This window comes from Actinomadura macrotermitis (assembly GCF_009604375.1).
Lineage (GTDB): Bacteria > Actinomycetota > Actinomycetes > Streptosporangiales > Streptosporangiaceae > Spirillospora > Spirillospora macrotermitis.
The window spans coordinates 649,954-672,189 of record NZ_WEGH01000003.1 but is presented as its reverse complement, the minus strand read 5'-3'; the positions used below and the strand labels follow the sequence as shown (position 1 = coordinate 672,189).

Genomic DNA, 22,236 nt, shown 5'->3' with positions numbered 1-22,236 from the left:
TCAAGGCCCGGTGAGGACCGGCACGACGTAGGTGCGCAGGAAGGCGCGCAGCCCGCCGGCGTCGCGCTGCCGGTCCATCGCGATCAGCGAGGTGATGATCCGGAACAGGAACTCCACACTGCCCTCCACCTCGATGTCGGCGCGCAGCATCCGGTGCCGCTGCGCGATCTCGAAGGACGGCCGGACGTACTCGCAGCACAGCGACAGCACCTGCTCGGCGGCCGCCGCGACGGCGGCCTGCATGTGCCCGGCGGCCTCGGGGACCAGGAACCGCGCGATCGTCGGGTCCTCGCGGACGAACGCGACCGCGCCGACGATCCCCTCCACGATCGCGTCCGGCACCGACCGCTCCCGGCGCAGCCGCTCGGCCAGAAGGTCCAGGAAGCGCCGCAGGTCGCGCAGCACCACGCCCAGGATCAGCTCGTCGCGGCCGCCGGGCACCGCCCGGTAGACCGTGGCCCGCGACAGCCCGGCCTGCGCCGCGATGTCCTCGACGGTGGTCTTGGCCACGCCGAAGCGGGCGAAGCACTCCCCGGCGGCGTCGATGATGCGCTCACGGGTGCGGTCGGCGGTCGCGGCGGGGCCGGCGGGCGGTACGGCGGGGGGCACGGCGGCGGACATGGCAGCAGGGTACGCGTTCACTTACCCCGGCTCACCACCTAGCCGAGGGTGTACTCCAGCGACCAGGCGTGGCCGCCGTCGGGGCCGGCGATGATCTGCCCGCTGCCGCGGATGCCGGCCAGCTCCCCGGTGCCCGAGGCCGGCACGATCAGCCAGTGCAGCCACTGGGTGGCCTCGCCGCCGTCGTCGCTGCCCGCGCTGTGCTGCAGGACGAAGCTCCCCTCGCGGCCGTGCAGGATCCCGCGGACCGTCTCCATCCCGACGTAGGCGGCGGGCCCGGCCTCGGTCCGCACCGTGATCAGCTCGGCGGTGCTGGTGCCCACCAGGTCGCCGTGGAAGGTCTTGCGGACCTGCACCCGGGTGAGCGTCACACCGTCGTGATCCTCATAGGGCTTCTCGGCGTCCCAGGCGTCGATGTCGAACGTGCCGTCGGCTTGTGCGGTCATGGTCGTCATCATGCCACCGGGCACCCTCAGAACAGGGTGCCCTCGTGCTCGATGCCGCGCAGCGCGTCGTAGTCGAGCGTCACGCAGTCGATGCCGCGGTCGGCGGCCAGCACCCGCGCCTGCGGCTTGATCTCCTGGGCGGCGAACACGCCGCGGACCGGCGCCAGCAGCGGGTCGCGGTTCAGCAGCTCCAGGTAGCGGGTGAGCTGCTCCACGCCGTCGATCTCGCCGCGCCGCTTGATCTCCACCGCGACGGTGGCGTTGCCGGCGTCGCGGCACAGGATGTCGACCGGGCCGATCGCGGTCGGGTACTCGCGGCGGACCAGGGTGTAGCCGGGGCCGAGCGTGGTGATGTGCTCGGCGAGCAGCTCCTGCAGGTGCGCCTCCACCCCGTCCTTGATCAGGCCGGGGTCCACGCCGAGCTCGTGGCTGGAGTCGTGCACGATCTCGTGCACGGTGAGGATGAGGCGCTCGCCGGACTTGCCGTGGGTGACCGTCCAGCGCGCGACCGCGCCGGTCTCGTCGGGCTCGGGGAAGGGCTCCTCGCGCAGCGAGCAGGGCGGGTTCATCCAGTTCAGCGGCTTGAAGGCGCGGTCGTCGGCATGGACGCTGACGCTGCCGTCGGCCTTGATCAGCACGAGCCGCAGGGCGAGCGGGAGGTGGGCGGTGAGCTTTCCGGCGTAGTCGACGCTGCACCGGGCGATTACGAGACGCACGTTGGCCGAGCTTAGTGAGCCCGCGGGGTGCTCGGGGCCGGTCCGGCGCAGAAGGCGGGATGAGCGGGGCCGATCCGGGGTAGACGAAGGCAATGGCCGTACGTCACCACTTCATCGACGCTCCGCCCGACGCCGTCTGGGCGGCCCTGGCGGACGGGTCCCGCTACGCCGACTGGGTCGTCGGCACCAAGCGCATCCTGCGGGAGGACCCGCAGTGGCCGCAGGTGGGCGCCGAGATCAGGTTCGAGTTCGGCGCCGGGCCGCTGACGTTCTCCGACCGCACGGTGGTGCGGGTCTGCGAGCCGCCGGAGCGGCTGGAGCTGGAGATCAAGGCGCGGATCTTCGGCACGGTGCGGATGGCGTTCAGCCTCACCGCCTGGGGCGAGGGCACGCTGGTGATCGCCGACGAGCATCCGCTGACCGGGCTCGGCACCGGCCTGCAGGGCCCGCCCGCCGAGCTCGTGCTGAACCTGCGCAACCGGCTGATGCTGCGCAACCTGGACGCGGTCGTGCAGGACAAGCGGCGCAGCCCCGCGGTGCGCGTCTGAGCCGTGCCCGCCCGCTCGCCCGCCTGATCAGTCGCCCGCCAGCAGCCGCTGCGCCGCCGCCAGGCCCGGCCGCAGGACGTGCCGACCGAGCACGCCGTTCGCGCGCAGCGCCGCGCGGGCGGCGTTCGAGCCGCACGCGCCGTGCACGCCGCCGCCCGGGTGCGCCGACGCCGACGCCAGGTACAGCCCCTTCACGGGCGTCTCGGGGCGCCCGGTGCCCGGCACCGGGCGGAACACCAGCTGCTGGTGCGGGGCCGCGGTGCCGCCGTTCAGGGCGCCGTTGACCAGGTTGGCGTTGATGCCCTGCAGGTCGCCGGGCGCGAGGATGCGGCGCTCGGCGATCCGCTCGGTGAACCCGGGCGCGTAGCGCTCGACGACGGCCTCGATCCGCGCGGCCATCGCCGCGCGCTCGCGCTCGTCCCAGGAGCCGGTGATGCCGTCGGGCCCGGCGTCGCCGCGCACCCGCTGCGGGACGTGGGTGTAGGCCCAGACCGACTCGGTGCCGGCGGGGGAGCGGGACGGGTCGGCGGTGGTCATCTGGCCGAGCAGCGAGAACGGCTCGGCGGGCACGTGCCCGGTCGCGATCTGGGCGTTGAAGTCGGTGAGGGCGTCCATCCCGGACGCCAGGTGCACCGTGCCCGCGCGCGCGGCGTCCGGCGACGTCCACGGGATCGGGCCGGTCAGCGCCCAGTCGACCTTGAAGGTGGCGTAGTCCCACTGGAAGCGCTTCATGTCGTCGCGCAGCAGGGCCGGCAGGTGCTCCCAGCCGACCAGGCCGCCGTACAGGGCGGGCGCGGACACGTCGGCGAGCACCGCGCGGGTCGCGCGGACCGCCTCGCCGGAGGCGGTGCGGACGCCGAGCGCGCGGCCCTCGCGCACGACGACCTCGGTCACCGGGGTGTCGCAGCGGACCCGGCCGCCCTTGCTCTCCAGCCGCCGCACCAGCGCGGCCGACAGCTCGCCCGCGCCGCCCTGCGGCACTGGCCAGCCGACGTCCTGGCCGAGCATCGCCAGCAGCCACCCGAAGATCGAGCCGCCCGCGGACTCGGGGAAGAAGTCGGCGTGCAGCGCCGCGCCGGCGAACAGCAGCGGCGCGCCTTCGCCGGTGAACTCCTCCTCGCCGAGGCGCCGTACGGGCAGGACGGCGAAACGGGCCAGCCGCAGGCCGCCCACCGCGCGCGCTTTGGCGACGAGCGAAAGCCCGGCGCGGACGGGCGGGAACGGGCTGAACAGCGCCTTCACCAGGTCGTCGCCCAGGTCCTCCCAGATCCCGTACAGGCGCAGCCACGCGTCGCCGTCGCCCTTGGACAGGGCGTTCAGCCCCTCGGCGGTGCGCTGCGGGTCGCGTTCGAGGACGGCGCAGCTGCCGTCGGGCAGCGGGTGCGCCATCACGGCGGGGGCGTGCAGCCACCGCAGCCCGTGCTCCTCCAGCCCGAGCGCCCGGACGGCCGGCGAGGCCACCCCGAGCGGGTAGAACGCGCTGCACAGGTCGCTCACGTAGTCGGGGTGGACGCCCCGGTCGCTGCGCACGGCGCCGCCCGGTGTGGGCTGCGCCTCCAGCACCTCCACGTCCCACCCGGCGTCCGCCAGGACGTTCGCCGCGACCAGCCCGTTGGGGCCGCTTCCGATCACCACTGCGTCGGCCATGCCTCTCCGTCTACCCCATCTCGGCCCGGATAAGGCGGCGGCGCGCGATGACCGGAGCATGGCCTACCCCGGCCGTAAAGGGTGCTGTCAACCCTGGAATTCTTACTGGGACGTGGTTAGCGTCACGGGAGTTGGGTGCTCGTCACTATCCGTGAAAGGAACCCAGTCATGTCCCTTGAGGTGTCCCCCGAGCTTCTGGAAACGGCTCGGCAGGGCGAGATCGACGACGCCGCCTTCGTCGAGTGCATCCGCACGTCGCTCCCGTACGCGTGGGAGATGGTCACCGGCCTGGTGGCGCGGCTGCAGGTCGACGGCGGCGAGTTCGCCGACAACCACACCCCGCCACCGGACGAGCAGGCCCGCGGCCAGTTGCTGCGGGTGCTGGCCAGCGACGCCATGCGCGGCTGCCTGGAGCGCTACTTCGGCGTGAAGCTGGCCTTCCAGAACTGCCACCGGCTCGCGGTCTTCCCGACCGGCGACTCGGCGGCGTACCGCACGTTCGTCACCGCACGCGAGCAGATCCTGAACCAGTCGCCGGAGCTCCGCGACTGCTGAACCGCCCGGGGGCCCGGGACCGCGCGGCGGTCCCGGGCCTTCGTTCATGTCGCGGCACGGTCATAGCGCGGCACGGACGCGGGGGAGGACCTCGGCGCCGAGCCGGGCGATGTTCTCCAGCGTCCGTTCGGCCGACCCCGCCGCCTCCACCAGCAGGATGAAATGGCCGATACCGGTCCGTTTCGCGGTCCGGAGGAGCGAGTCGGCGCAGTCGGCGGGCGACCCGACCGGATGCCGCCCGAGCAGCTCGCGCACGTAGCCCGCCGGATCGCGCGGGGGTCGGGGGCGGTCGTCGACGGGGACGTAGCCGTCCAGCCCCGGGCCGAGCCAGCGCGGCATCTCCCGCATCAGCAATTCCTCGGCCTCGCGGCGCGAACCGGCGACCTGCGCCAGATGCGTGGAGACGTGCGGCGCCGGCGGGCCGTAGCGCGCGACGGCCGCGGCCTTCTCCTCGTCGCCGACGTGCATGCCGAGCAGCATCGGCAGGCCCCGCTCCGCCGCCAGCCGCTCGGTCGCGGGCGAGGTGCAGGCGACCAGGACGGGCGGCGGCTCCGGCGCCCGCGGCACGACCGGGACCTCGCGGAACGCGAAGTGCTCGCCGTCCCAGCCGAGGCGCTCGGCGCGCAGCCACGCCAGCAGCAGGTCGAGCGACTCGGCGAAGCCGCGCTCGTAGCGGTCCAGGCCGGAGCCGAGCACCTCCAGCTCCCGCCAGGGGCCGCCGCGGCCGACGCCGAGCCGGAACCGGCCGCCCGAGACCAGCGCGAGCAGCGCGGCCTGCTCGGCGAGCGCGACGGGGTGGTGGACCGACAGGACGCTGACGGCCGTCCCCACGTGCACCCGCCGGGTGCGGCCGAGCAGGTGCCCGGCGAGCGCCGGCGCGGACGGCACCACGCCGTAGGACATGAAGTGGTGCTCGGCCAGCCACACGTCGTCGAAACCGGCCTCCTCGGCCGCCACCGCCGCGCGGACCGTCCGGTCCAGGGCGGCGGCGTCGTCCTGGCCGGGATAGCGGGCGGCGAGCAGGAAGACTCCGATGCGCACCCCCGGGTTCTACCCCGCGGGGCTTCTGGGAGACTGCGGGGCATGAGTGGCGTTTCGTTCAGCAAGGTCGGCGTGGTCGGACTGGGCACCATGGGCGCGGGCATCGCCGAGGTGCTGGCCCGGGGCGAGCTGGCCGTCGTCGGCATCGAGATCAACCGGGACGCGCTGGAGCGCGGCCGCGGGCACCTGGAGAAGTCCACCGGGCGGGCGGTGAAGCGGGGCCGGCTGACCGAGGACGGGCAGCGCGCGATCCTGGACCGCATCGCGCTGTCCACCGACTTCGGCGACCTGGCCGACTGCGACCTGGTCATCGAGGCGGTGCCCGAGCGGCTGGACCTGAAGCGCAAGGTCTTCGCCGAGCTGGACCGGGTCTGCCGCGCCGACGCGGTGCTGGCGACCAACACCTCCTCCCTCTCGGTCACCGACATCGCGGTGTCCACCGGCCGGCCCACCAAGATCGTCGGGGTGCACTTCTTCAACCCGGCGCCGGTGATGAAGCTGGTCGAGGTCATCGGCACCGTGCTCACCGAGGACGGCGCCGTCGGCCGCGTCGCGGACCTGGTGACCGCGCTCGGCAAGACCCCCGTGGTGATCGGCGACCGGGCCGGGTTCGTCGCCAACCGGCTGCTGTTCGGCTACCTCAACCAGGCCGCGGGCATGCTGGAGGCCGGGCACGCCACCCGCGACGACATCGACGCCGCGATGAAGGTGGGCGGCGGCCTGCCGATGGGCCCGTTCACCCTGATGGACCTGATCGGCCTGGACACCTGCCTGGAGGTGCTGGAGGCGATCTACGCCGAGTCCCGCGACCGGCGGCACGCCCCGGCGCCGGTGCTGCGCGAGCTCGTCACCGCCGGGCTGCTCGGCCGCAAGACCGGCCGCGGCTTCTACTCCTACGACGCGCCCGCCGAGGCCGAGGCCCCGGCGGACGCGCCCCGCCCGGTCGTCGGCGTCGCCGGCGACGGGGACGCTCCCGCCGCGCTCGGCGAGGTCGTGCGCGGCGACCTGAGCGGCGCGGACCTGATCGTCGCGCTGGACGAGAAGGCGCTCGCCGAGGCCGCCGCCGCGGCCAGGCCGGACGCCGTCCTCGCGGTCACCGGCCCGGTGATCGCCGCCGCCGTCGCGTCGGGCCGTCCCGCCGACGTGGTCGGCCTGCACTTCCCCGAGGCCGACCGCCCGCTCGCCGAGATCGCCACCACCGTCGTGACCGGCGAGGGCGTCGCCGACCGCGCCGCCGCCCTGGTCGCCGCGCTCGGCCTCACCCCGGTGCGCTGCCGCGACCGGGCCGGCCACATCGTGGACGCGCTGCGCTTCCCCTACCTCAACGACGCCGCCGCGATGCTCGGCGCGGGGTACGCGGACGCCGACTCCATCGACGCCGCCATGCGGCTCGGCTGCGGCTACCCGATCGGCCCGATCGCCGACCTGGACCGGCTCGGCCTGGACCGCGCCGTGGCCGTCCTGAACGCCCTGTACGCCGAGACGCGCGAGCCCGCCCTCGCGCCCGCCCCGCTGCTGGAGGAGCACGTCACCGCCGGGCGCCCGCTGCGCTGATCGCCGAATACGCTTGTTCGCATGAGCCCCCGCAAGAACCGCCGCGCCGTCCGACCCCCGTCGGGCGGCGCCGGCGGCGCATGGTCGCAGGAGACCGAGGACGGCCCGGACGGCGAGTGGATCGTCCGGTCCATCGCGGGGGCCAACGCCACCAAGCCCTACCGCTGCCCCGGCTGCGACCAGGAGATCCCGCCGGGCGTCGGGCACGTCGTCGCCTGGCCCGCCGACGGGCGCGGCGACGCCGACGACCGGCGGCACTGGCACCGTCCCTGCTGGCAGGCCCGCACCCGGCGGGGGCCGCGCATCCAGCGTTCCCGTAACGCGCCCCGCTACTGACGGGTCCTTTGCGAACTCCTGCGGCCGGGGCGGCGTCACAGGGAACGTGATCAGAACAGCACAGCTGAAGCGCGCCACCGCCGCCGCTGCCGTCGGCCTCTCCATCGCCGCCGTGGCGGCCGCCACCGAGGGGACCGCCGCCGCCGGGACCACCGTCGTCCAGCAGGCCGCCGCACAGGCCCGGCCGGGCACTGCGGTCAACCTCAAGTTCTCCGAGTCCCTGCGCAAGACGCTGGGCGACCGGTACTACACCGGCTACTACCACCGCCACCACCCGAGGACGCCGCGCAGCCGGGTCGTCGGGCCGAAGGGCGTCTACTACGGCAAGATCGTCGGCCGCTCGGCCGCCTCCACCGTCTACTACGCGGTCGGCGACATCCGGGTGAAGGGCGACCCGATCAGCGGCCAGGACGGCCCGCACATCTGGCGCAAGAAGGGCAACGGCAAGTGGGCCTATGTCGGTGACACCGGCGGCTACGTCTGCCCGACCGTTCCGCGCGCGCTGCTGCGGGTGTGGCACAAGGGCTGCGGCTGGTACTAAACAAGCGGTCATAAGGTGTCAGGGATCGGCGGAGAACATTCCGCCGGTCCCGTTTTCATGTGGAAAGAGGTGCCCGATGGGTGAGATCAGGGCGGCCACCGTGCTGCCGGCGCGGCGCGAGGAGATCACGCTGCACACCGGTGACGGGCTGGAGCTCGTCGGCGAGCTGGCGCTGCCGCCGGAGCGGCCGCCCGTCGCGACCCTGGTCTGCCTGCACCCGCTGCCGACCGCCGAGGGCATGATGGACAGCCACGTGCTGCGCAAGGCGTCCTACCGGCTGCCCGCGCTGGCGGACGTGGCGGTGCTGCGCTTCAACACCCGCGGCACCACCTCGGCGCGCGGCACCAGCCAGGGCGAGTTCGGCCACGGCGAGACCGAGCGCCACGACGTCGCCGCCGCGCTGGAGTACGCCGAGTACCACGACCTGCCGCACCCGTGGCTGCTCGGCTGGTCGTTCGGCACCGAGCTGGCGCTGAAGTGGGGGCGCGACCCGCTGGTGGAGGGCGCGATCCTGCTGTCGCCGCCGCTGCACCGCGCCACCGACGCCGACCTGGACGCCTGGGGCGCCGACGGGCGGCCGCTGGTCGCGCTCGTGCCCGAGTTCGACGACTACCTGCGGCCGGCCGAGGCGCGCGAGCGGTTCAAGCGGGTGCCGCAGGCCGAGGTGATCGGGGTGGACGGCGCCAAGCACCTGTGGGTCGGCGAGCCGTACGTGCGGATCGTGCTGAACGAGATCGTCCGCCGGGTGGCGCCCGCCGCCGCGCCGCTGCCCACCGAATGGGACGAATCGGACAATTAAACCCGGACGACCGATCACGGCCACTCACGTCTCAGCACCCCCGATCGGGGTGACGATTATCTGGCCGCCACGTGCACGGCGGATGCAGGGGGGTCGAACGGGGAGGTCGGTACCACCATGACCGTGCAGCTTCACGCCAGGGACGTCGGGGCGGGCACGCCGCTCGTACTGCTGCACGCGTTCCCGCTGTCGTCGGCGATGTGGCTCGCCCAGCGCGAGGGGCTGGGCGGCCGGTTCCGCGTCATCACCCCCGACCTGCGCGGCTTCGGCGGGTCGCAGCTCGGCGCGGACGAGCCGTCGATCGACGCGATGGCCGACGACGTCGCCCGGCTGCTCCGCCGCCTCGGCCTCGCCCGGGTCGTGCTCGGCGGGCTGTCCATGGGCGGCTACGTCGCGATGGCGCTCTGCCGCCGCCACCCCGACCTGGTCACCGGCCTGGTCCTCGCCGCCACCCGGGCGACCGCCGACACGGACGAGGTGCGCGCCGGCCGGCTCCGCCAGGCCGAGCGGCTGGAGCGGGAGGCGACCGTGCGCGTCCTGGTCGACGAGGTGCTGCCCGGCCTCGTCGGCCCCACCACCTACCGGCAGCGCGCCCTGGTCTACGGGCGGGTGCGCGGCCTGGTGCAGGCCACCCCGGCGCGCGCCGCCGCCTGGGCGCAGCGCGCGATGGCCGCGCGCGGCGAGGCGTTCGAGACGCTGCGCGGGCTGAAGGTCCCCGCCCTCGTCATGATCGGCGCCGAGGACGTCCTGGCCACCGAGGACGAGGCGCGCGCGATGGCGGACGCCCTCCCGAACGCCGAGCTGCTGGTGATCCCGCGCGCGGGCCACCTGATCCCGGTCGAGCAGCCCGACCTGTTCAACCAGGCCGTCGCCGAGTTCACCGCCGCCCTGTCCCGCGGCGCGCCCGGCTAGAGCGTCTCCTGGCGGGGCAGCACCACTTCGCGGATGAGCAGCGAGATCGCCGCCGCCGTCGGGATCGCCAGCAGCGCGCCGACCACGCCGAGCAGCGTGCCGCCGATCAGCGCCGCCACGATCGTCACCGCCGGCTGCACGTCCACCGTCCGCTTCATCACCCGCGGATAGACCAGGTAGTTCTCCACCTGCTGGTAGACCACGTAGAAGATCACCGCGGCGATGCCCTCGTAGGTGCCGGTCAAGAAGGCCACCAGGCACACCACCGTCGCGCCGATCGTCGCGCCGACCAGCGGGATCAGGTCGGTGACCGCCACGATCAGCGCCAGCGCCAGCGCGTAGGGGATGGAGAGGATCTCCAGGAAGATGTAGGACGTCACGCCCGCGATGAACGCGATGGTGAACTGGCCCGCCACGTAGCCGCCGATGCGCTCCAGGATCTCGTCGCCGAGCAGCGCCACCCGGGCCCGTCGCGAGCGCGGCGCCAGCTGGTAGAAGAACGTCTTGATCTGCGGCAGCGAGCCGAGGAAGTACAGCGACAGGATCAGCACCGTCAGCGTCTGGAAGGTGCCGCTGAGGGCCTGCTTGCCGACGTCCAGCGCGTACTTGGCCGCGTCCTGCTGGAACTTCGAGTCGTTGATCTTGTCCTGGATCTGCTGGAGCATGTGGTAGCGCTCGTCCCAGCGGGCGATCCGCTGGTTGCGGCGCAGCTGGGTGATGTAGTCCGGGACGTTCTTGGTCAGGTCGGCGACCTGCTCGGTGAGCGGCGGGATCAGCGACGCCACGAACCCGGCGAAGAACAGCAGCACCAGCAGGAACACCACGGCCACCGCCCACCCGCGCGACAGCCCGATCCGCTTCAGCCGCTCCACCGCCGGGTTCAGCCCGACCGCCAGGAACAGCGCCACCACGATCATCACCAGCACCGACCGGGCGTTGGTGGCGGCCTTCACCAGCAGCCAGGCGGTGATGACGCCGAGCGCGGCGGTGAACCCGAACACGAACGGGTGCGCCCGCCCGAGCGGCAGGCCGGGCCGGCCGAACGGGAACCGGTGGTCCACGCCCGCCTCGCGCCGGCGCTGCTCCACATCGTGCGCCGGGTCGGGCGCGGGCTCGGCGGCGACGACGGGTCCCTCGGCGCCGGCGGGCAGCGACTCGCGGGTGGACCCCTCGGCCTCGTCGCCCTCGCGCACGCTCTCGTCGCGGGCGTGCCGGGCCTCGGCCAGCTTGGCCCGGGCGCCCTCGGCGGCCGCCCCCAGCCGGGCCCGCACCCGGCCGCCCTTGCCGTCGCCGTCCTCGTCCGCGCCGGCGCGCGGCGTCGGCACGGGGGACGCCCCCTGGGGCTCGGCCGGGGGAGCCGGGGGCGGAACCGAGCCGCCGTCGCCGGGGCGCGCCTCCTCCTCCGACACCTCGGGGCCCTGCTGGGAAGTCTCGTCGGCCACGCCGCTCTCCTCGTCCGTGCTGTCACCCGATGCCCACGGCCCGGGAGGGAACCGTATATATCGGTTGAGATGCCGAAAAGCCTAGAGGTAGTTGCCCACCTCTAGGCTTTTCAGTCGATTCCCCCGGCGGACGTTCATCCGCCGTTCGGCGTCGCTACTCCTGCCACCAGTCCTCGTCGTCCTCGTCGGACTTCTTGGCCTGCGGGCCCTTGGCCTGCTGCTGCTGGGGCTTGGCGGCCTGCTGCTGCTTGGCCTGCTGCTGGGCCGGGGCCTGCTTCGGCTCGGGGGCCGGGGCGGGCTTGTCGGCCGGGGCCGGCGGGGTGTCCTCGACGCCGCCGAGGGCGGGCGCCACACCGCCGATCAGCTGGCGCAGCTGGTTCAGGTGGCTGGTGATGCTGTCGCGCTGGCGGGTCAGCTCGTCCACCTGGCGCTGCGCCGAGGTGCGCACCCGGTCGGCCTCGGCCTTGGTCTCGGCGAGCAGCTGCTCGGCCTGCGACTTGGCCTCGGCGATGACCTGGTCGGAGTTCTTGCGCGCGTTCGCCATGAGCTGCTTGGCGTGCGAGTCGGCCTCGCGCCGGGTCTGCTCGGCCTGCTGGGTGGCCTTGGCCGCCCGCTGCTCGGCGGACGCGGCGCGCTGCTCGGCCTCGGCGACCAGCTTCTGCGTGGCGGCCTGGGCGTTGGCGTGCCGCTCGGCGTCCTGCCGGTCGGCCTCCTCGCGGCGGGCCGCCAGCTGGATCTCGAACTCGGCCTCGGCCTGGGCGCGCTGGGCCTCGCTCTCCTCCAGGATGCGCTGGGCCTGCGCGCGCATCTCGTCGGCCTGCCGCTTGGCGGTGGTGAGGATCTCGTCCCGCTCGCGCTTGGTGGACGCCCGCAGCTGGGCGACCTCGCGCTCGGTGGTGGTGCGCAGCTTGGCGATCTCCCGCTCGGCCGCGGCGCGCTTCTCGGCGACCTCGTGGTCGGCGGTGGCGCGCAGCTTGGCGACCTCGCGCTCGGTGGTGGAGGTCAGCTCGTCGGCCTCGCGGCGGGCCGAGGTGCGCACCTCCTCCGCCTCGCGCTCGGCGGCGTTGCGCATGTCGTCGCCCTCGCGCTGGGCGGTGGCGCGCAGCTCGCCGGCCTCGTTCTCGGCCGTGGCGCGCAGCTCGGCCGCGTCGACCTTGGCCGCGGCCTTGATCTCGTTGGCCTCGCTGCGGGCGGCCTGGACGAGCTCGGTGGCCTGCTCCTCGGCGAGCCGCAGCAGCTGCTCGATGCGGGCGCCGAGACCCGAGTAGGTCGGGCGCTCCTGTTCCTGCAGCTGCCGGTGGGCGTCCGAAAGCTCGCGCTGCAGCGCCTGAGTGTCCTCGCGGGTCTTGCGGACCTCGGTCTCAAGCGCCTTGATCTGCTCATCGACCTGGTGCCGGTCGTAGCCGCGGAGCACCACATCGAACTCGCGTGGGGGCGTGTCCTCGAAGAAGTTGCTGAGCTGGGCGTCGATGTCGGACTGCATGTGGCTCAATCCTGGTGTGACGGGGCGACGGGTGGGGACCCTCCCCGCGTGCGCGGGGAGGCACGTACGGTACCGGGGACCGGTTGATCGCCTGGCTGAACGGATGCCGTGCCCCAGACCTCTTCCGGCGACAGAAGCGTACTCCGGGCGCTGCCGTGTTGGGGGCTCATCTTGACGCACTGCGCATTTTGTCGCTTTTGTCGTGGTGTGCTGGGTCACCTTCGCGGGCCCGGCAGCCCCGTGGCAAAAGCACCAGAGGTATCCGAACCGCTACAGAGTAGCGGCCTTCACGCTCCGTGATATCGATCACGTCACGATTTCGGGATCAGGCCTTCTGTACCAGTTCGGTGAGGACCCCGTGCGCGTCCTTGGGGTGCAGGAAGGTGATCCGTGACCCCATCGAACCGCGCCGCGGGGCGTCGTAAAGGACGCGCACGCCCTTGGCCGCGATGCCGTCGGCCTCCTCCTGGACGTCGCCGTCGGTGCCGAACGCGATGTGGTGCACGCCCTCGCCGTTCTTGGCCAGCCACTTGGCCACCGTCGAGTCGTCGCGGATCGGCTGGATCAGCTGGATGTAGCTGGCCGCCCCGTCCCCGGTCTCGTTGATCTTGAGCATGGCCTCCCGGACGCCCTGCTCCTCGTTCACCTCGAAGTGCACGTCGGTGAAGCCGTAGGTGGCGCGGTAGAACTCCACGGTCGCCTCCAGGTCGTGGCAGGCGATGCCGATGTGGTCGATGCGGGTCAGCATGCTGGTTCCCCTCCAAGGGCGGCGGACGGCGTGCGGGGTCGTCGTGGGTATGGTGGCAAACGTCGCCGTGTCACCCTGATGGAGGCCCCCTCATGTCTGCGAACTCCGTGATCGTCGCCGGAGCGCGTACCCCCGTCGGCCGCCTGCTGGGCTCGCTGAAGGACTTCTCCGCCGCCGACCTCGGCGCGCACGCGATCAAGGCCGCGCTGGAGCGCGCCGGCATCACCGGCGACCAGGTCCAGTACGTGATCCTCGGGCAGGTGCTGCAGGCGGGCGCGGGCCAGATCCCCTCGCGCCAGGCCGCGGTCAAGGCCGGCATCCCGATGAACGTGCCGTCCATCACCATCAACAAGGTGTGCCTGTCGGGCCTGGACGCCATCGCCCTCGCCGACCAGCTCATCCGGGCCGGCGAGTTCGACATCGTGGTGGCCGGCGGCATGGAGTCGATGACCCAGGCCCCGCACCTGCTGCCCAAGTCGCGCGGCGGCTACAAGTACGGCTCGGTCGAGGTGCTCGACCACATGGCGCACGACGCGCTCACCGACGCCTTCGACGGCGTCTCCATGGGCGAGTCCACCGAGCGGTACAACGCCAGGCTGGGCATCTCCCGCGAGGAGCAGGACGAGTTCTCCGCCCGCTCGCACCAGCGCGCCGCCGAGGCCGTCAAGAACGGCCTGTTCGAGGACGAGATCGCCCCCGTGGAGATCCCGCAGCGGCGCGGCGAGCCGGTCGTGTTCGCCACCGACGAGGGCGTGCGCGGCGACACCACCGCCGAGACGCTCGGCCGGCTGCGCCCGGCGTTCGCCAAGGACGGCACCATCACCGCCGGGTCGTCCTCGCAGATCTCCGACGGCGCCGCCGCCGTCGTGGTGATGTCCAAGGCCAAGGCGCAGGAGCTCGGCCTCACCTGGCTCGCCGAGATCGGCGCGCACGGCAACGTCGCCGGGCCGGACAACTCGCTGCAGTCCCAGCCGTCCAACGCCATCAGGCACGCCCTCGGCAAGGAGGGCATCGGCGTGGACGACCTGGACCTCATCGAGATCAACGAGGCCTTCGCCTCGGTCGGCATCCAGTCGATGCGCGACCTCGGCGTCGGCCCCGAGAAGGTCAACGTCAACGGCGGCGCGATCGCCCTCGGGCACCCGGTCGGCATGTCGGGCGCCCGCATCGTGCTGCACCTGGCCTACGAGCTGAAGCGCCGCGGCGGCGGCGTCGGCGCCGCGGGCCTGTGCGGCGGCGGCGGCCAGGGCGACGCGTTGATCATCCGCGTTCCCTCCGCCTGATCACTGCCCCGCGGGCTGGACGGTCACGGTCTTGAAGCCGAGGGCCTTCAGCATGTTCTCCAGCATCTGCTTGGTGTTCTGGTCGGCCCGGTCGCGCAGGCCGCTCTCGTTCGCGGCGGCCTGGATCTTCTGGCCCGCCAGCACGTAGAGCTGCTGCTGGTCGTTGGGGTTGCTGCCGAAAGCGTCCCCGATGCGGTTGAACAGGCCGCGCTGGGCCGAGTAGACGTAGCTGCGCTTGGGGTCGACGTTGGTCGGCTCCAGCTCGGCGCGGGGCAGCCGGACGGTGGCGGCGGTGCGGTCCTTGTTCACGGTGATCGCGCCGTCGCCGACCTTGCCGAAGTCCACGTAGGCGTCCACCGAGCCGTTGCCGATGAACAGGGTGCGCTTGCCCTGCAGCGAGCCCGGCAGGTACTTGGCGTCCTTCTCCAGGTCCACGATGACCTGGAAGTTGCCGCTGGCGGCCTCGTAGCGGTGCAGGTCGCGGATGGACTGCAGCAGCGCCGGGCCGCTGCGGTCCTTGGTCTCCTCGGCGAACGGGTTCAGCCACTTGGGCAGCATGTGCAGCGTCTGCTGCGCGAGCAGCACGAGCGCGACGGTCGCGACGACGAGCACCAGGGCGGTGCCGAAGCCGCCACGGCGGCGGGGGCCGGGGGGCCGAGGCGCCCGGAGCTTGCGACGCGCCTCGGTGTTGGGGGTGTCCCCCATGGAGGCGGGCGCCGGCGCGGCCGCCAGCTCCGGCTTGTGCTCCCGGAGGGGTTTGTCTTTCGGTTCGGAGCGTGCCATGTACCGGTGCATTCCCCTCAGGGCGCGCTTTCACCTCACCCGGCGGTGTCGGTCCTGACGTCCTGGTGATGCCGCAGGTCGGCGTCGTGCCCGGCGTGCTCGACCTCCAGCAGCGACTCACTGCGCAGGTGCGCCTCGTGCGCCGCGCGCCCGCCGCGCACCCCGAACAGCCGCTTGGTGACGACGATGTAGACGATCAGCCCGATGTTGATGACCAGCGCGCCGATCCGCACCACGGTGACCCGCTCGGCCAGCTCGTAGATCTCCACCGGCAGCCCGAACGAGGTCGCGATGACCGCGAAGTACTCGCCCCACCGCTTCAGCAGCCAGAGCCCGACGGCCTCGATGAGCTCGACGGCGGCGTACACCACCAGCGCGACCGCGAGCCAGCGCAGCGTCTCGGCCTTCATGTCGAACACGTGCCGCGCCGACTCCACCATCTTGGAGTGGTCCAGGTCCCAGCCGACCTGTTTGGCGATCGGCCGCAGCAGCGGGATCTCGTCCTCGAAGATCCGCTGGATCGAGCCGCGGCTCTCGGCGAACCGCCACACGCCGTAGGCGGCGACCAGCACCAGCAGGCCGCGGACGGCGCGCTCGACCGCGAAGAACCGCATGATGAACGCGTCCCGCAGCTCCTTGCCGCGCTTGACCAGCGGCGCCCGGTCGGCGGGTCCCGAGCCCTGCGGGGCGCCGGGCACGTAGGTGCCGCAGCGCAGGCAGCGCCACGCCTCGCCGACGGGGGTGCCGGTGGTCAGCCGCCGCCGCAGCTCCGGCTCGTCGGGGGCGTACGTGATGTGATCCCTGCGCGCGCAGGTCAGCAAACTCCAGTCCACGCAGTGACCTTAGACCCCCGGGGACGAATGTGACCGGGGTCATGAGACCGGCGGAAACCCTGCGCGTGAGCCGGTACGTTGGCCAACCGTGGACTTCGTACGTGTTTTCAAGCTCGCCTCGATCGCCGAGGCGACCTCGTTCCTGCTGCTGCTCCTGGTCGCGATGCCGCTGAAGTACCTGGCCGACCAGCCGCTCGCGGTGTCGATCGTGGGAATGGCGCACGGAGTCCTGTTCATGGCCTATGTCGGCCTGGCGATCGCGGCGCGCTTCCTGCTGCGCTGGTCGAACGGCCGCACGTTCCTGGCGCTGGTCGCCTCGGTGCTGCCGGTCGCGCCGTTCTTCGTCGAGCGCCACTGGATCAAGCCGGCCGCGCAGGCCGCGCACACCCCCGGCCAGAAGGTCGGGGTCTAGAGACTTCTGCATGGCCGCGGCGGGTCTGGGGGGTCCCGCCGTGGTCATGCAGAGGACGGCCCGCTCCCGTGCTTGCCGCCCTTGTGCCGGCCGGCCGCGGGCCCGGTGAACGACGAGGCGCGCAGCGCGCAGTCGCGGTAGGCGGCGAAGTGCACCCGCAGCCAGGCGCGGCGCCGGTCCTCGCTCCAGCCGCCGAACCGGCGCGCGGCGGCGGTGGCGGGCGCCTGCGGCGGGGGCTCGCCGAGCAGCCACGCGTCGACGAGGGCGCGGTAGCGCACCGCCGCCGGTGAGGCGCACGCCCGGGCGGTGACGAGCCCGTCCCTGATCTGCCGGACGGCCCGCGTCTGGTACCCCGGCGCCAGCTCCTCGTCCAGGTGCACCGTCGCGACACCGCCCGCGACCACCGTGGGCTCGGTGAGCGGGCGCTGCTCCACCCGGGTGAACCCGGCGGGCGTGCCGTTCAGCCGCGCCGCCAGCGGCACCGCCGCCGCCGTCAGCGTCGGCAGCGCCGCGCGCTGCGCCGGGTGCACGCAGACCGTCAGCGGCCACTCCCGGCAGGCGGGCGCGACCGGCGCGGCCTGCACCGCGCGGCCGCCGGTGGACGCCAGCCGCACCGTCGCCACCGCCGTCACCGCCAGCGCGACCGCGAGCGGGACGGCGACGAACGCGCGCCGGTTCGTCCAGCCCGCGTACGCCAGCACCAGCGCGGCGGTCAGCCCGGCCGCCCACACCAGCTGGTCGGCGAGCACGCCGGGCCGCAGCCCGGTGAACAGCGCGACCCGGCCGAACGCGGGCGGCGGCAGCAGGCTCAGCCAGGACCGGCCCGGCTCGCGCAGCATCGCCCACGGCCAGCTGAGCGCCAGCACCGCCACCGGCGTCGCCGGGCGCGGCGCCACCCGGCCCGCCAGGTACCCCGCCACCACGTGCAGCACCAGCGCGGACGCGCCGACCGGCACGCCGAGCGGGTGCAGCGGCCCGGCCCCCGCCCGCGCCAGCGTGCTCGTCACCACCACGGCGGTGACCGCGGTGTAGGCGATCAGCGCGCCCGCCGCGAGCAGCAGCAGGTCCAGCAGCGCGGCGGTCGCCGGCGAGCGGGCGGTGAGGTCGCGCAGGTAGTCCAGGTTGCGCTCGCGCACCGCCGCCCACGCCGACAGCGCGGCCGCGACCGGGCCGAGCAGCAGGACGGCGTTCAGCAGCGCCACCACCGAGTTGTCCCAGTAGGCGACGCCGGGGACCAGCGAGAGCCAGGCGGCGATCACGCCGGCCCCGGCGAGCGCGGGGACCGCGACGAGCAGCGCCGAGCGGCGGGCCTCCACCCGGAGCACCCGCCCGAACTCAGACACCGGCGCCGCTCCCGGCGGCCATGCGGCCGAGGACGATCCGGGGGAGCAGGGCGGCCAGCGGGCGCACGGACGGCCGGCGGCGGCCCGGCGCCGCGTCCGGGGCGGCGGGCAGCGGGACGGGCCGGCCGGCGCCGTGCGGCGGCAGCTCGGCCAGCCGCCCTCCCTCCAGCGCGAGCACCCGGTCGCACCAGGGGGTCAGCTCGGCGGCCGACCCGGCCGTCACCACGACCGTGGGCGCGAGCGAGCGCAGCACCGGGATCGTCTCGGCGGCGGCCGCGTCGCCGAGGCCGTTCAGCGGCTCGTCGAGCAGCACCAGCGCGGGCGCGTGCACACAGGTCGCGGCGAGGCCCGCGCGCAGCCGGACGTCCGGCGGCAGCAGCGACAGCTCGGTGCCGGCCGACTCGGTGAGGCCGAGCCGTTCCAGCGCCTGGTCCACATCGGCGGCGCGCATTCCTTTGTAATAGGCGGCATAGCCGATGAACTCGCCCGCCGTCATGGTCTCCGCCCAGCAGAAACGGCCCGGCAGATAACCGATCCGGCCGCGCACCGCGCGCAGCCCGGCGGAATTGCCGGTGTCGTGCCCGAGGATTTCCAGCACACCGGCCTGCGGCCGGCGCAAGGTCGCGAACGTGGCCAGCAGTGTGGATTTGCCCGCGCCCGGTGGACCGGCGATGCCGATCACGCCTTCGGCCATGCCGAAGGCCACCGGACGCAGCAGCCACCGCCCCCCGCGGCGGACACCCATGCCTGTGGCCACGATCGCGGAATTGCCCGCGATCATTTCTTACCCCCCGTTGTTCGCCCGGCTCGGCGCGGCGGCCCGTGCCGGCCGGGACTCCGCAAGGGTCCCGCGGCGGGCCTGATCTGCCGTCGCTTCCGGGCTTCGACCTGGTGACTATAACCAGCCTTGGTTATCGCTGTCAGCCCGCTTTGGCTGTTGGGCGCCGGGCCCCGGATTCTTTGCCCGGCGGAAAAAGGAGCGAATTTGCGTCATTGTTCCACTGTGTCCGGCCGGCCGGACGGCCCGCTCCGCTGGGAGCGGACGCGCGCACGGGGAGCAGGGGGATGAGGCAGGATGGACCCATGCCTTCTCGGGACTTTTCGTTGCACGGCGCCGTCGACCTGGGAGCCCGCCAGGCGGCCGCGAAGAAGCAGCAGGAACGCCAGGCCCAGGCCGGGCGGCCGCCCCAGGCCGGGGGCGCGCCGGGCGCGGCGGCCGGCCCCGCCGTCGTGGACGTCACCGACGAGACCTTCAACGCCGAGGTCGTCGAGCGGTCGCAGTCGGTGCCGGTGCTGGTCGACTTCTGGGCCGAATGGTGCGGGCCCTGCAAGCAGCTCGGCCCGATCCTGGAGAAGCTGGCGGCCGAGGCGGCCGGCCGGTGGATCCTGGCCAAGGTCGACATCGAGGCCAACCCGCAGCTGAACGCCTACATGCAGCAGATGGGCGTGCGCGGCATCCCGTTCGTCGCGGTGGTGGTGGCCGGGCAGCTGCTGCCGTTCCTGAACGGCGCCGCCCCCGAGCCGCAGGTGCGCGAGGCGATCGAGCAGCTCTTCGACGCGCTGCGCAAGGAGGGCATCCTCCCCGAGGGCCCGCCGCCCGAGGCCGGCCCCGGCGGCCCGGGCCTGCCGCCGCAGCCCGAGATCGACCCCGTCCTGCTGCGGGCCGAGCAGGCGCTGGAGAGCGGCGACCTGGACACCGCGGCCACCGCGTTCCAGCAGTACCTGGACACCCACCCGCAGGACCCGCACGCCCGCAGCGGCCTCGCGCTGGTCGAGCTCAGCCGCCGGGTGCAGGGCGTGGACGCGGCGCGGGCGCTGCAGGAGGCCGGCGAGCGGCCCGCCGACGCGCAGGCGCAGATCCGCGCCGCCGACCTGGACATGATGACGGGGAACGTGGACGGCGCGTTCGGCCGCCTGGTCGCCGCCGTGCGCGTCACCGCCGGCGACGACCGCGAGGCCGTCCGCAAGCACCTGCTGGCGCTGTTCGAGGTGCTGCCGGCCGACGACCCGCGCATCGGCAAGGCGCGCCGCTCGCTGCAGTCCGCCCTGTTCTAGGGGCCGTGGTGCCGAGGGCCCGTGTTCCGGCAGGCCGCGGGATGGGCATCACCACGGGGTGAGCGCGCGCGTGGTGACCATCTCCGCGGCCTACGGCGCGGGCGGCGCCGCCATCGGCCCCGCCGTCGCCGCCCGGCTCGGCCTGCCGTTCGTCGACCGCGCCATCCCGGCGGCGGTGGCCGCCGCGATCGGCTGCCCGCTGGAGGAGGCGCTCACCCACGACGGCCGGGCCGAGAGCGGCCTCGGCCGCATCCTGGCGGGCGCCGCGCGGCTGCCCACCGTCAGCTTCGCCGGGATCGACGCCTACCTGCCCGAGCAGGCGATCCTGCCCGAGGAGGAGTTCGTCCGCCGGACCGAGCGGTTCATCACCGCCGTCGCGGACGGCGACGGCGGGGTGATCCTCGGCCGGGCGGGCGCGGTGGTGCTGGCCGATCGCCCCGGTGTGCTGCACGTGCGGCTGGACGGCACCCGTGCGGCCAGGCTGGAACGGGCCGCGGCCGCGGCGATCGGGACGCCCCGGCGCGACGTTGAGCGTATGCTCGACGACAACGACCGCGCCCGCGCGGCCTATGTGAAGCATTTCTACGGGGCCGATCCCGCCGACCCGCGGCTCTACCACCTCGTGCTGGACACCGTGCGGCTGCCCGAGCCCGCCGCCGTCGAGGTGATCACGGCCGCGGCCGGGGCGGTCTGAGCGTCCCCGGACGAACCCGGTAGCAGAGGGAGCAATAGTCGTGGCCAGCGTGCCCAGCGTTTCGTACTCCATCACCGTCCGCCTGGAGGTGCCGGCCGGCGGCAAGGCGGTCAGCCAGATCACCCACGTGGTCGAGAACGCCGGCGGCATCGTCACCGCCCTGGACGTCAACACCGCCGGGCACGAGACGCTGCGCATCGACGTCACCATCGCCACCCGCGACACCGACCACGCCGAGGCGATCTCCGCCGCGCTGGAGAAGATCTCCGACATCCGCATCCACAAGGTCAGCGACCGGACCTTCCTGATGCACCTCGGCGGCAAGATCGAGATGCAGTCCAAGGTGCCGCTGCGCACCCGCGACGAGCTGTCGATGGCCTACACCCCCGGCGTCGCCCGGGTGTCGCTGGCGATCGCGCGCAACCCCGAGGACGTGCGCCGCCTCACCATCAAGCGCAACAGCGTCGCGGTCGTCACCGACGGCTCGGCCGTCCTCGGCCTCGGCAACATCGGCCCCGAGGCCGCGCTGCCGGTGATGGAGGGCAAGGCGGCGCTGTTCAAGCGGTTCGCCGGCATCGACGCCTGGCCGATCTGCCTGGACACCCAGGACACCGACGAGATCGTGCGCACGGTGCAGATCCTGGCGCCGGCGTTCGGCGGCATCAACCTGGAGGACATCTCCGCGCCGCGCTGCTTCGAGGTGGAGGCGCGGCTGCGCGAGCTGCTGGACATCCCGGTGTTCCACGACGACCAGCACGGCACCGCGATCTGCGTGCTGGCCGCGCTGACCAACGCGCTGCGCGTCGTCGGCAAGGACATCGGCGAGGTGCGCATCGCGATGGCGGGCGCGGGCGCGGCCGGCAGCGCGATCCTGAAGCTGCTGATGCACGCCGGCGCCCGGCACGTGGTGGTCTGCGACTACCGGGGCGCGGTCCACCTCGGCCGCGACGACCTGGACGACTCGCTGCGCTGGATCGCCGAGCACACCAACCAGGGCGGCTACGACGGCGACCTGCGCGGCGCGGTCAAGGACGCCGACGTGTTCGTCGGGGTGTCCGCGCCGGGCATCCTGACCGGCGACGACATCGCCACGATGGCCGACGACGCGATCGTGTTCGCGCTGGCCAACCCCGAGCCCGAGGTGTCCCCGGACGAGGCGCGCGAGCACGCCGCCGTCGTCGCGACCGGCCGCAGCGACTACCCCAACCAGATCAACAACGTGCTGGCGTTCCCGGGCGTCTTCCGCGGCCTGCTGGACGCGCAGGCCAACGGCGTCACCCAGGGCATGCTGCTGGCGGCGGCCAAGGCGCTGGCCGAGGTCGTCACCGACGACGAGCTCGGCCCGAACTACATCGTGCCGAGCGTGTTCCACCCCGACGTCAGCCCGCGCGTGGCGGGCGCGGTGCGCGAGGCCGCCGGCGGCCGCCCGCGCACCGAGGCGTAG

Annotated in this window: 24 protein-coding genes; 12 read left to right on the top strand and 12 right to left on the bottom strand. The window is 73.7% G+C overall.

Translation table 11 applies throughout. The features are described from left to right. Genes ACRB68_RS24345 through nucS form a run of 3 tightly spaced genes read right to left on the bottom strand, consistent with a single transcriptional unit; the run spans position 1 to position 1,783 of the window. Positions 1–621, bottom strand: a complete 621-nt coding sequence (locus ACRB68_RS24345; protein WP_153536231.1) for a TetR/AcrR family transcriptional regulator — start codon at positions 619–621, stop codon at positions 1–3. Positions 622–659: 38 nt separating this feature from the next. Then, positions 660–1,067 carry a DUF3224 domain-containing protein gene (locus ACRB68_RS24340; protein WP_235959872.1) on the bottom strand — a complete coding sequence of 136 codons (408 nt, stop codon included), beginning with the start codon at positions 1,065–1,067 and terminating at the stop codon, positions 660–662. A gap of 26 nt (positions 1,068–1,093) precedes the next feature. Next, a complete protein-coding gene (gene nucS / locus ACRB68_RS24335; protein WP_328594700.1) occupies positions 1,094–1,783 on the bottom strand; it encodes an endonuclease NucS in 690 nt (229 codons plus the stop codon). A 92-nt stretch (positions 1,784–1,875) separates the two neighbouring features. On the opposite strand from nucS, the gene ACRB68_RS24330 reads away from it, so the two are divergent. After that, positions 1,876–2,331 carry an SRPBCC family protein gene (locus ACRB68_RS24330; RefSeq protein WP_153536229.1) on the top strand — a complete coding sequence of 152 codons (456 nt, stop codon included), beginning with the start codon at positions 1,876–1,878 and terminating at the stop codon, positions 2,329–2,331. Between the two features lie 27 nt (positions 2,332–2,358). Here ACRB68_RS24330 and ACRB68_RS24325 read toward each other — a convergent pair whose 3' ends face one another. After that, complete coding sequence (locus ACRB68_RS24325; RefSeq protein ID WP_153536227.1) at positions 2,359–3,978, bottom strand: phytoene desaturase family protein; 1,620 nt, start codon at positions 3,976–3,978, stop codon at positions 2,359–2,361. A gap of 168 nt (positions 3,979–4,146) precedes the next feature. Between ACRB68_RS24325 and ACRB68_RS24320 the strand changes: the two genes are divergently transcribed. Beyond that, entirely contained in the window at positions 4,147–4,533 is a 387-nt protein-coding gene (locus ACRB68_RS24320; protein WP_153536225.1) for an SCO5389 family protein, read from the top strand. 60 nt (positions 4,534–4,593) lie between these two features. Here ACRB68_RS24320 and ACRB68_RS24315 read toward each other — a convergent pair whose 3' ends face one another. After that, complete coding sequence (locus ACRB68_RS24315; RefSeq protein ID WP_328594699.1) at positions 4,594–5,574, bottom strand: LLM class flavin-dependent oxidoreductase; 981 nt, start codon at positions 5,572–5,574, stop codon at positions 4,594–4,596. Between the two features lie 42 nt (positions 5,575–5,616). Here ACRB68_RS24315 and ACRB68_RS24310 point away from each other — a divergent pair, with 42 nt between their 5' ends. From ACRB68_RS24310 to ACRB68_RS24290, 5 genes are all read left to right on the top strand, one after another. Further along, the gene (locus tag ACRB68_RS24310) at positions 5,617–7,128 is read left to right on the top strand and encodes a 3-hydroxyacyl-CoA dehydrogenase (RefSeq protein WP_153536223.1); all 1,512 of its coding nucleotides are present in this window, start codon (positions 5,617–5,619) and stop codon (positions 7,126–7,128) included. Between the two features lie 21 nt (positions 7,129–7,149). Further along, a complete protein-coding gene (locus ACRB68_RS24305; RefSeq protein ID WP_153536221.1) occupies positions 7,150–7,464 on the top strand; it encodes an ATP/GTP-binding protein in 315 nt (104 codons plus the stop codon). 46 nt (positions 7,465–7,510) lie between these two features. Continuing rightward, complete coding sequence (locus ACRB68_RS24300) at positions 7,511–8,005, top strand: hypothetical protein (protein WP_153536219.1); 495 nt, start codon at positions 7,511–7,513, stop codon at positions 8,003–8,005. Between the two features lie 76 nt (positions 8,006–8,081). Then, complete coding sequence (locus tag ACRB68_RS24295; RefSeq protein WP_153536217.1) at positions 8,082–8,804, top strand: alpha/beta hydrolase; 723 nt, start codon at positions 8,082–8,084, stop codon at positions 8,802–8,804. A 117-nt stretch (positions 8,805–8,921) separates the two neighbouring features. Continuing rightward, complete coding sequence (locus ACRB68_RS24290) at positions 8,922–9,716, top strand: alpha/beta fold hydrolase (RefSeq protein ID WP_153536215.1); 795 nt, start codon at positions 8,922–8,924, stop codon at positions 9,714–9,716. On the opposite strand, the gene ACRB68_RS24285 is transcribed toward ACRB68_RS24290, so the two are convergent. The 3 genes from ACRB68_RS24285 to mce form a co-directional block, all read right to left on the bottom strand. Next, positions 9,713–11,158 carry an AI-2E family transporter gene (locus ACRB68_RS24285; protein WP_328594698.1) on the bottom strand — a complete coding sequence of 482 codons (1,446 nt, stop codon included), beginning with the start codon at positions 11,156–11,158 and terminating at the stop codon, positions 9,713–9,715. The two genes, ACRB68_RS24290 and ACRB68_RS24285, sit on opposite strands and share 4 nt — an antisense overlap. Positions 11,159–11,312: 154 nt before the next feature. Next, positions 11,313–12,641, bottom strand: a complete 1,329-nt coding sequence (locus ACRB68_RS24280) for a DivIVA domain-containing protein (RefSeq protein WP_153536213.1) — start codon at positions 12,639–12,641, stop codon at positions 11,313–11,315. 325 nt (positions 12,642–12,966) lie between these two features. Continuing rightward, complete coding sequence (mce, locus tag ACRB68_RS24275; RefSeq protein ID WP_153536211.1) at positions 12,967–13,389, bottom strand: methylmalonyl-CoA epimerase; 423 nt, start codon at positions 13,387–13,389, stop codon at positions 12,967–12,969. Positions 13,390–13,481: 92 nt separating this feature from the next. On the opposite strand from mce, the gene ACRB68_RS24270 reads away from it, so the two are divergent. Beyond that, a complete protein-coding gene (locus tag ACRB68_RS24270; RefSeq protein ID WP_153536209.1) occupies positions 13,482–14,672 on the top strand; it encodes an acetyl-CoA C-acetyltransferase in 1,191 nt (396 codons plus the stop codon). Here ACRB68_RS24270 and ACRB68_RS24265 read toward each other — a convergent pair whose 3' ends face one another. Next, on the bottom strand, positions 14,673–15,455 hold the full coding sequence (locus tag ACRB68_RS24265) for a DUF4230 domain-containing protein (RefSeq protein WP_235959871.1): 783 nt from the start codon (positions 15,453–15,455) through the stop codon (positions 14,673–14,675). 35 nt (positions 15,456–15,490) lie between these two features. Beyond that, a complete protein-coding gene (locus ACRB68_RS24260; protein WP_207709806.1) occupies positions 15,491–16,288 on the bottom strand; it encodes a DUF2127 domain-containing protein in 798 nt (265 codons plus the stop codon). An 88-nt stretch (positions 16,289–16,376) separates the two neighbouring features. Here ACRB68_RS24260 and ACRB68_RS24255 point away from each other — a divergent pair, with 88 nt between their 5' ends. Next, the gene (locus ACRB68_RS24255) at positions 16,377–16,700 is read left to right on the top strand and encodes a DUF3817 domain-containing protein (RefSeq protein WP_328594697.1); all 324 of its coding nucleotides are present in this window, start codon (positions 16,377–16,379) and stop codon (positions 16,698–16,700) included. A gap of 44 nt (positions 16,701–16,744) precedes the next feature. On the opposite strand, the gene ACRB68_RS24250 is transcribed toward ACRB68_RS24255, so the two are convergent. Then, entirely contained in the window at positions 16,745–18,043 is a 1,299-nt protein-coding gene (locus ACRB68_RS24250) for a hypothetical protein (protein ID WP_194293429.1), read from the bottom strand. Continuing rightward, positions 18,036–18,788 carry an ATP-binding cassette domain-containing protein gene (locus ACRB68_RS24245; protein ID WP_235959870.1) on the bottom strand — a complete coding sequence of 251 codons (753 nt, stop codon included), beginning with the start codon at positions 18,786–18,788 and terminating at the stop codon, positions 18,036–18,038. Before ACRB68_RS24245 ends, ACRB68_RS24250 begins: the two co-directional genes overlap by 8 nt. A gap of 338 nt (positions 18,789–19,126) precedes the next feature. Here ACRB68_RS24245 and ACRB68_RS24240 point away from each other — a divergent pair, with 338 nt between their 5' ends. The 3 genes from ACRB68_RS24240 (at position 19,127) to ACRB68_RS24230 (ending at position 22,236) form a co-directional block, all read left to right on the top strand. Then, positions 19,127–20,098, top strand: coding sequence for a tetratricopeptide repeat protein (locus tag ACRB68_RS24240; protein ID WP_153536205.1), 972 nt, complete (start codon positions 19,127–19,129; stop codon positions 20,096–20,098). 70 nt (positions 20,099–20,168) lie between these two features. Then, on the top strand, positions 20,169–20,792 hold the full coding sequence (locus ACRB68_RS24235; RefSeq protein WP_328594696.1) for a cytidylate kinase-like family protein: 624 nt from the start codon (positions 20,169–20,171) through the stop codon (positions 20,790–20,792). Positions 20,793–20,832: 40 nt separating this feature from the next. After that, entirely contained in the window at positions 20,833–22,236 is a 1,404-nt protein-coding gene (locus ACRB68_RS24230) for an NAD-dependent malic enzyme (protein WP_328594695.1), read from the top strand.

What these genes read in the sequence shown, in the direction of transcription:
- ACRB68_RS24345 (WP_153536231.1), bottom strand. Translation starts at nt 621, where the DNA reads ATGTCCGCCGCCGTGCCCCCCGCCGTACCGCCCGCCGGCCCCGCCGCG.
- ACRB68_RS24340 (WP_235959872.1), bottom strand. Translation starts at nt 1,067, where the DNA reads ATGACCGCACAAGCCGACGGCACGTTCGACATCGACGCCTGGGACGCC.
- ACRB68_RS24330 (WP_153536229.1), top strand. Translation starts at nt 1,876, where the DNA reads ATGGCCGTACGTCACCACTTCATCGACGCTCCGCCCGACGCCGTCTGG.
- ACRB68_RS24325 (WP_153536227.1), bottom strand. Translation starts at nt 3,978, where the DNA reads ATGGCCGACGCAGTGGTGATCGGAAGCGGCCCCAACGGGCTGGTCGCG.
- ACRB68_RS24320 (WP_153536225.1), top strand. Translation starts at nt 4,147, where the DNA reads ATGTCCCTTGAGGTGTCCCCCGAGCTTCTGGAAACGGCTCGGCAGGGC.
- ACRB68_RS24310 (WP_153536223.1), top strand. Translation starts at nt 5,617, where the DNA reads ATGAGTGGCGTTTCGTTCAGCAAGGTCGGCGTGGTCGGACTGGGCACC.
- ACRB68_RS24305 (WP_153536221.1), top strand. Translation starts at nt 7,150, where the DNA reads ATGAGCCCCCGCAAGAACCGCCGCGCCGTCCGACCCCCGTCGGGCGGC.
- ACRB68_RS24295 (WP_153536217.1), top strand. Translation starts at nt 8,082, where the DNA reads ATGGGTGAGATCAGGGCGGCCACCGTGCTGCCGGCGCGGCGCGAGGAG.
- ACRB68_RS24290 (WP_153536215.1), top strand. Translation starts at nt 8,922, where the DNA reads ATGACCGTGCAGCTTCACGCCAGGGACGTCGGGGCGGGCACGCCGCTC.
- ACRB68_RS24280 (WP_153536213.1), bottom strand. Translation starts at nt 12,641, where the DNA reads ATGCAGTCCGACATCGACGCCCAGCTCAGCAACTTCTTCGAGGACACG.
- mce (WP_153536211.1), bottom strand. Translation starts at nt 13,389, where the DNA reads ATGCTGACCCGCATCGACCACATCGGCATCGCCTGCCACGACCTGGAG.
- ACRB68_RS24270 (WP_153536209.1), top strand. Translation starts at nt 13,482, where the DNA reads ATGTCTGCGAACTCCGTGATCGTCGCCGGAGCGCGTACCCCCGTCGGC.
- ACRB68_RS24265 (WP_235959871.1), bottom strand. Translation starts at nt 15,455, where the DNA reads ATGGCACGCTCCGAACCGAAAGACAAACCCCTCCGGGAGCACAAGCCG.
- ACRB68_RS24245 (WP_235959870.1), bottom strand. Translation starts at nt 18,788, where the DNA reads ATGGGTGTCCGCCGCGGGGGGCGGTGGCTGCTGCGTCCGGTGGCCTTC.
- ACRB68_RS24240 (WP_153536205.1), top strand. Translation starts at nt 19,127, where the DNA reads ATGCCTTCTCGGGACTTTTCGTTGCACGGCGCCGTCGACCTGGGAGCC.